6 protein-coding genes are annotated in these 7,435 nt (G+C 40.8%); 2 read left to right on the top strand and 4 right to left on the bottom strand.

Annotated elements, in window-relative coordinates:
• Window positions 1-199 precede the first annotated feature (199 nt).
• The 4 genes from MMY95_RS14615 to MMY95_RS14600 all read right to left on the bottom strand — a co-directional run bounded on the left by MMY95_RS14615 (window position 200) and on the right by MMY95_RS14600 (window position 4,356).
• A complete protein-coding gene (locus tag MMY95_RS14615; protein ID WP_003646250.1) occupies window positions 200-1,579 on the bottom strand; it encodes an amino acid permease in 1,380 nt (459 codons plus the stop codon).
• Between the two features lie 416 nt (window positions 1,580-1,995).
• Complete coding sequence (locus tag MMY95_RS14610; protein WP_003646249.1) at window positions 1,996-2,925, bottom strand: IS30 family transposase; 930 nt, start codon at window positions 2,923-2,925, stop codon at window positions 1,996-1,998.
• A gap of 304 nt (window positions 2,926-3,229) precedes the next feature.
• Complete coding sequence (locus MMY95_RS14605; RefSeq protein ID WP_003646248.1) at window positions 3,230-3,583, bottom strand: hypothetical protein; 354 nt, start codon at window positions 3,581-3,583, stop codon at window positions 3,230-3,232.
• Between the two features lie 5 nt (window positions 3,584-3,588).
• Window positions 3,589-4,356: an AAA family ATPase gene (locus MMY95_RS14600; protein ID WP_003646247.1), complete on the bottom strand. Its 768-nt coding sequence runs from the start codon at window positions 4,354-4,356 to the stop codon at window positions 3,589-3,591.
• Window positions 4,357-5,285: 929 nt separating this feature from the next.
• Here MMY95_RS14600 and MMY95_RS14595 point away from each other — a divergent pair.
• Window positions 5,286-6,818, top strand: coding sequence for a primase C-terminal domain-containing protein (locus MMY95_RS14595; protein WP_105316402.1), 1,533 nt, complete (start codon window positions 5,286-5,288; stop codon window positions 6,816-6,818).
• A 260-nt stretch (window positions 6,819-7,078) separates the two neighbouring features.
• The gene (locus tag MMY95_RS14590; RefSeq protein ID WP_063488779.1) at window positions 7,079-7,432 is read left to right on the top strand and encodes a hypothetical protein; all 354 of its coding nucleotides are present in this window, start codon (window positions 7,079-7,081) and stop codon (window positions 7,430-7,432) included.
• The last annotated feature ends 3 nt before the right edge of the window (window positions 7,433-7,435 follow it).

Raw genomic sequence — 7,435 nt, 5'->3', positions numbered from 1 at the left:
TCACTAATCGAATTATTAGTACAATGATCCGTTCAACAATCGTCCCAATGTATTACAAAGACTATTTTGTTAATTTTGCACCAGAACCTTTTTCTGCACTTAAAAGGTGAAAACGTAAAATCCCCATCAAGCACTTGAATCATGTGTTTGATGGGGATTTTGGAGTTTCTGGTGAATAATTCAGGTTTCACTTTAATACTTACTTTTGAACGTTCCCATTCTCCACGCTAACCGGCCGATAAACCACCTGATAAACCACCAACATCACTGCGAAGACGACCAATGAAATAATCATTGAAACTCGTGTTGAAGCGTTGAATAATAGGAAGACTAGTACGGCGCAGAAGAAAATCAAGCTGACCCAATCAGTCACTGGGTAACCTGGCATCCGGAAGGCTTTGGCTCCTGCTGGGTTAGCCTGGCGGTATTTGATATGACACCATAACAGGATGACCCAAACTAAGACGAAGTTGATCGTTGAAACCCCGGAAATCAGCGTGAAGACGCTAGCTGGCATGAAGTAGTTCAAGATAACGATGATGAACAACACTAAAGTCGAGAAGTTCAAGGAGTCGTTTGGCACCCCACTCTTGCTTAACATCATGAACCGCTTTGGTGCGTTACCCCCATGACTCAGGGCGTGCAACGTCCGGCTGGTACTGAAAAGACAACTGTTGGTTGCGGATAAGGCGGCGGTCAAAACCACAAAGTTCAAGATACCGGCAGCCCCGGTGATCCCGATACCAGAGAACACTTGAACGAACGGACTAGCCGTTGTGGTGATCCCATTCCAAGGGTAAACGCTCATGATGGCGATCATAGACCCCACGTAGAACAACCCGATTCGAATTGGCAAACTGTTGATAGCCTTAGGCAAGTTGGCTTCGGGATCGTTCGTTTCCCCAGCGGTCAACCCGACCATTTCAATCCCGACAAAGGCGAAAACAACCATTTGGAAGGACATCAAGAACCCGTAACCCCCGGTTGGGAAGAACCCACCGTGATTGACTAAGTTAGCGAAGGAGGCCGTTTGACCATCGACCTTGAAGTGAATAATGGCTAAAGCGAACCCGACGACAACCAGAATAATAATGGCTAACACTTTGATCATCGAGAACCACGATTCCATTTCCCCGAACGCCTTCACATTCACCCGGTTGGTCAAATACAACAGGATCAAAATCACGAACGGCGCTACCCACTGCGGCAGGCTTGGGAACCAGTATTTAATATAAATCCCGGTTGCAGTTAAATCGGCCATTGCTAAACTGATCCAGCAGAACCAGTACAACCAACCCGTAACGAACTCCATCCGATCACCCAGGTACTCTTTTACAAAGTCCAAAAATGAATGCTTGCTGGTATCGGATAACAGCAGTTCCCCGATTGCCCGCATCATGAAGAAGCAAAACAGGCCGACAATGAGGTAGGCCAAAATGATCGATGGGCCAGACGTCCGGATGGCGCTCCCAGATCCCAGGAACAGACCAGTCCCAATCGCCCCACCGATGGCAATCATCTGGATATGGCGACTCTGTAGCGACCTAGATAGTTTTTTCTGATTCTTACTCGTTTGCATACATGCTCTCCTTTTCTCTGACTGAGGGTCCACCGGGTGGTTCTGGCTGACACAAAAACGACGCCCCTTGCACCTACCACACGTTATGGTAAGTACAAGGGGCGTCGTAACGCTGTTCCACCCAAGTTTCACAGTTCCTTATGAACTGCCTTTAATCGCTGATATCGGTTGCGCAACCTGTTTGATGTTTCTGCCATTTTCTAGTACTGGCTCTCAGCAACTCGCCAGCTCTCTGTCCGTCTTAAGACTTCTTGCTTCACATTCTACTTTAATATTTTTAAAATGCAATGGGTAGGAATAACGAACATTAATTTGGAATAGTCTACAAACGTTATTATTTCGCTGGCTTGTCACAGGTTAAAATCCCTGAAAAAAAGTTTTTTTATTCTAAAATTAAAATATGGTAGATTGCAAATTTAATCCGAATTTTTTGACAAATTAGTCAGCATCACTTGGTAAGGTGTTTGCCAGTTAAGTACTTTAAGGGGGCGTTGGTTAATTTCGAGTAACGTCGTTGTTAAATCTTGAGCACTAATGTGCTCAAAACAAGTCCCCTTAGGGTAAAAATAACGTAAGTTCCGATTGAATCGTTCATTACTGCCGCGTTCAGCGGGCGTGTAAGCATGGCAGTAATAGGTCTGAATACCGTATTGTGGTTCAAATGACACTAGATTGCTAAACTCAGTTCCACGATCGACAGTAAAGGTGTGTACCGGTCCCTTAAAAGTTGTTAGAAACATAGTTAGGGCTTCATTAACAGTCGCCGCTGTCCGATCTTTTAATCGGTAAGCCCAAAGAAAACGTGATTTGCGATCAATTAGCGTTAATAAAGCAGCCTTGCTATGTCCACGAGGTCCAACCACTGTATCTATTTCAAAATCACCGATGCGGTTACGTTGGTTAATCACAACTGGTCGTTGTTCAATTGAACGCCCTAATGATTGATTATATTTAGAACGTTGGTCGAGGTTACGCCGTTGGCGTAGCCCATGTTCAGGTAGTTCACTCAAGGAGAATTCAATTTTCCCCTGATATAGCCAATTATAAATAGATTTAGTGGCTAGTTTAAGCTCATGCGCAATCACTTCTGGTGACCAGCTTAGACGTAAATGGTTTAGAATGGTTTGCTTTAATTTGGCATTCAGTTTAGTTTTTCGGCCACAATGCGCCCGTTTATATTCAGCGTTGGCCTGTGCTAATTCAGCTTGATAAGGTTGACAACGAGATAATTCATAAGAAATCGTAGACGGAGATCGTTTTATCCGCTCAGCCATTTGGATATTGGTCAGTCCTAGCTCACAAAAGGTTTCAATTTTAATTCGTTCAGAATAGGTTATACTAGACAAAAGATCAGCTCCTAAAAAATGGGTTTGTGGTAAACACCATTTTAAAGGAAGCTGATCTTTTTTGTCCGAACAGCGTTCGGATTAATTTTACAATCTACCTAAGTAACTTACCGAAAATAGCAAGACTTTAAAATACTAAGGTACCATAGTACTAAAACTCTATAATACCTTAGTATTTTAAAGGGAGGCATGGTGGCAGTATGGAGAATACAATGGTTTTGAGTGTGAATTTAGTATAGCATTAAAGGTTATTGAAAAGAGCATTGAGACACTTTGGTACTAAAGTGTCTCAATGCTCTGATTTTTAAAGATGATGTCTTTTATCATAGTCTTCGTTGTAAGCTGCCTTTATTTCTGAATCAGTAAGATAGTGGTCTAAAAATAGTTCTTTCGTTACTTGACTGAAAGACTTGTCTTCTAAAATAGCGTGCCGTTTAATCATCTTTTGAATACTTTCTGGTAAATAAACTGAATATTGTTTTTGTCTTTTATCCCTTTTGAAAAAATTACGAATTTTGTCGAATTGTTGTAACCGTACTTCTTCTTGTTCCGGTGAAATCTTCTTGATAGGTGTTTCTTTTGAGGAAAAAAGTGTATCGAACTTCTCCCCCTCCTGATTAGAGTCAATATTGATTGGTTTTCTTTTTCTATTAGCCATTTTTCTCACTCCATTTTACTAATGTATTTTGATAATCTTAAGTATTGTAAGCCTGCCTTGTTGTCGGGGTTGTATTCATGAGTCGCCATGTTAGCTACTCCGGCATCAGCAACATCTATACTACGAGATATTTCAGATAATGTCTGAAACTTATCTTTTTTTATACTGTTAGCAGTTTCGTTACTGTGATTAGTATGTGATGTCATAGTTATGACATATCCACCAACATTTAAATGGCTGTTTATTTCATTTTGGACGTTTTTTATAGTGTTTTTGAGTAATTGCATACCAATTAATGCTTGATATTCAGCCTGGACGGGAATAATGACATAGTTGCTAGCTGCCAGAGCATTGACTGTTAACAATCCTCTTGATGGTGGACAATCAATTAAAACATAGTCGTAGCAACTTTTAATTTTGTTAATGGCTTTTTGTAGAACTATTTCGCGCATTGTAGCACTTACAAGATTAAGCTCAACATCAGATAAAAATAAAGTTGAAGGAGCTAAATCTAAGTTTTGTTTAATTGGTAGAATAACATCAATCAAGTCAGTTTTCTTCATCATGACATCTGATATTGTCTTTTTATTGTCATGCAGAATTTTTGACATGTTACTTTTTAATGTCGTCAAGCTTGATTGTGGATCAATGTCGATCATCAATACTTTTTTATTATAAACACGTGCTAAATTTTCACCGACTTCACTAACAGTTGTTGTTTTACCAACACCGCCTTTTTGATTTGCAAAGGAAATTACGACTGCTTTTCTCATTAGTTTTCCTCCCATAAGTACTTTAGTACTGTTCTGATGTAATTATTATAGGTTGAATTTAGGCAAAACGCAATAGGACTTTGGTATTTTGACCCTTAAGTACTAAAGTATCAAATTTGAATGCCTGAATATAAAGATTTACAAAATTATATATATAAAGCTTTTTAAAATAGTATTTTAAGACTTGGGTATTAAAGTACTTAAATACTTAAAAGTTATAGTACTGCTATTTCTAATTGTTTGTAGGGCGTTTCTGAAAAATGGTTTTAAAATAATAGTGTACATCTGTCTTTACTTAATATATAATAATTATAAACCAAATAAAAAAAGCGTTGATTAAAGAGTTACTCCAAATAACTCTTTAATCAGCAAACCAAGTACCAGGATACTTGATCGCCTTTAACGCTCGTCTTTATAGATGGCTAGCTAGCGTATGAACTACTAAAAGTAGTCAACACTAGTTGCCTGATAGGAATATTATACTAAACCTATTGGGATTATGCCAGTCGAAAAGTCGAGTTAAACGCATACATAGGTTTAGTTAAAGCAGATTAAGTTACCCCAGTGGGCGGCTTAATCTGCTTTTTGTTTGCTTAAGGCTAAAAGGGAGAAGTACTTCATGTTTGTCGAAACCTGTTAAGCTAATCCCAATTAAAAATTAAATAAACAAAAAATCCCCGTGAGGCTAATCACGGGAACTCATGGAACTACCAAAGAATGAGTTAATTGTACTCGTGCCAGTTACGTTTGGCAAGGGTGCAGTTTGATGAATTTGACCGCCCTAAGAGCCAAGTTGGGGTTTAAATACCAAGTAGCCACGTTAACTGGAGCGATTGCTTAAAAATCTAGTGTTTGAACGTTTAATTTTAATACATAAAAATGATGACTAAGAACGCTACGGCGTTCTTTTTTAGTAGGGGGTGAGCAGTATGTCAGCGATGGAAACAGCACAACAAGCGATTGATTTGATCTTGCATCAAGGGTTACGGGAAACTAAATCCCGGCATAGTAACGTCTTGAAGTTAGAAAAAGCGATTCCGGAAAAGCAAAATAAGCAAGGTGCGATTGCCATGTATCGCAGTAAAGCCCAAATGGCGAAAAGCTGGGGGACGATTTATACCTCCAAAGAAGCCGTCTATGATAACTATGCGACTAGCACGCATTGGACACCCAATGTTTTCAATTATCTCACCTATACAGATGCGTCCAAACATTATGTTAAAGGGGCTAAAGAGCAAAATTTAAGTCAGATCAATACGTTAGTGGTTGACGTTGACTACCGTGATGCTGAGGAGCGCCAAGCAAAGTTTGCCGAGGTTTGGGACACGGCAATGTTGGACGTCCAGTTTATGCCAACCTTAATTTTGGCGACCCAGAAGGGCTATCATATCTACTATGTCTTTGATGAGCCAGTGTTCGTCCGTCGTCATGCTAATGGAAAATTGCCAGCCGTCAGGGCTGCTAAAGCGATTGCTAAGTCGTTAAAGCAATACTACGCGCAAAAATTACCAGCGGTCGATGTGACTTGCAACAGCTTTGGCGTTTTCAGAGTTCCGCGACCAGACAATATTGAGTACTTTGAGCCTAAAATGACGGTTGACTTCCAAGCTTTAATGACTTGGAGCATTAATTTTGCGAATGACCAGCACCAAATTAAGCCCCAAAATACTCAACGGTCTTTTATGGCTCGGCGGACTAGTCGCCAGATTGACCAACCGTGGTTTCAAGCCTTAATTAACCAAACGGACATTGATCAAAACGTGGGCTATGGTCGGCATAATACAATCTTCACGCTGGCCTTGGCTTGCTATTCCTCAAATGTCTCGCAAGCCCAGTGTTTTGATATTTTGGACGAATTTAACAGCAATCTTAATCACCCGCTGGCGACACAGCACGTTCAAAAAGTCATTTCCGATGCTTATTCAGGTCAGTTTCATGCGGCTAGCCGTGAATATGTGAATGCGTTGCTAGAAACCTGGGTTCCCGATGCTGACAGGCGGGTTTATTTGCAGCGTTCGCAAACGACCTGGTATAAGTATGCGAAGCCGCGTACAGAACGCGTTAATAGTCACGTTCATGAATGGCAAGCTGATCTTATGGCTTATTTTAGCCAAAGAACTTCCCAGGACAATAACTGGTTTACCAGAACGTCTTTACGGCACATTTCTAAAGAATTAAATATTTGCTTAGGTAGTCTAACCAAGGCCCTGAAAGAACTAATTGACCAGGGCTTAGTTTATCGTGAAAAAGGTCATGGTCGGCAAGCAACCATGTTTGCGACCCGGCGCAGCCTATTGCAACATGCGATGGCACTCAAACAAGCCCAACGGTTAAACTATTGGCTAATGGTAGCGCGCTTCTTGGACCCAACTGAACAATTACTGGCGTTACGACGATTCAGCTTAACCAGTGCCCCAGAAACGACTAAAGTTGAGCAACTGAGATTGGTGGATACGGGCTAAAATTTTGTGTTCTAAAATGCCATTACGTACCTATAGTTCTGGACAAGTGTGTTTTGGTTGGGGGTGTCCAGGTTATTGGGATTAAGGTTGGTGCTAAACTAGGGTGTTTTTCAGATATTAGTGGTCCCGTAGCCTCCAAACCGTTTAGCGTTAGTTATTAACGACAGACATTCAAATTTGGATTGGAGCGTCTTGGCCGAGGCGGGGGTTAAGACGGGAAAGTTCGGACAGACGTTATGAGCATGAGTTCTCGCTTTTGATTGGCAGTGATTAGGCTGGCACAATGTGTTACATACGGACATATTGGTGGTGCAGAAAATTATTGGCACTGTAAATGTCTGGATTTTGTTAGGGCTATATCATATGGTGCAGGTATTGCCGTGCAACCTGTACAGAATAATATTGTTGATACGGTGGCGTTAGCCCAAAAAGGGTTTAAAGTTGATCCATCAAGGTTAGATGGACAGATGACCAAGTACAATGGGATTGATCAAAATACGATTGGCTATTTAGATCTGTCGGAAGTGGTTGCCTCTGATAATTTAAAGACCAATGCCATTCCTAAGAACGTGTTTAGAATCTTTTCAAGAGTATTCGCAGGAAGGCTAAGCTAATCA

The organism is Lactiplantibacillus sp. ME-2, assembly GCF_022549155.1.
GTDB lineage: Bacteria > Bacillota > Bacilli > Lactobacillales > Lactobacillaceae > Lactiplantibacillus > Lactiplantibacillus plantarum.
This window is presented reverse-complemented; position numbering and strand designations above follow the sequence as displayed.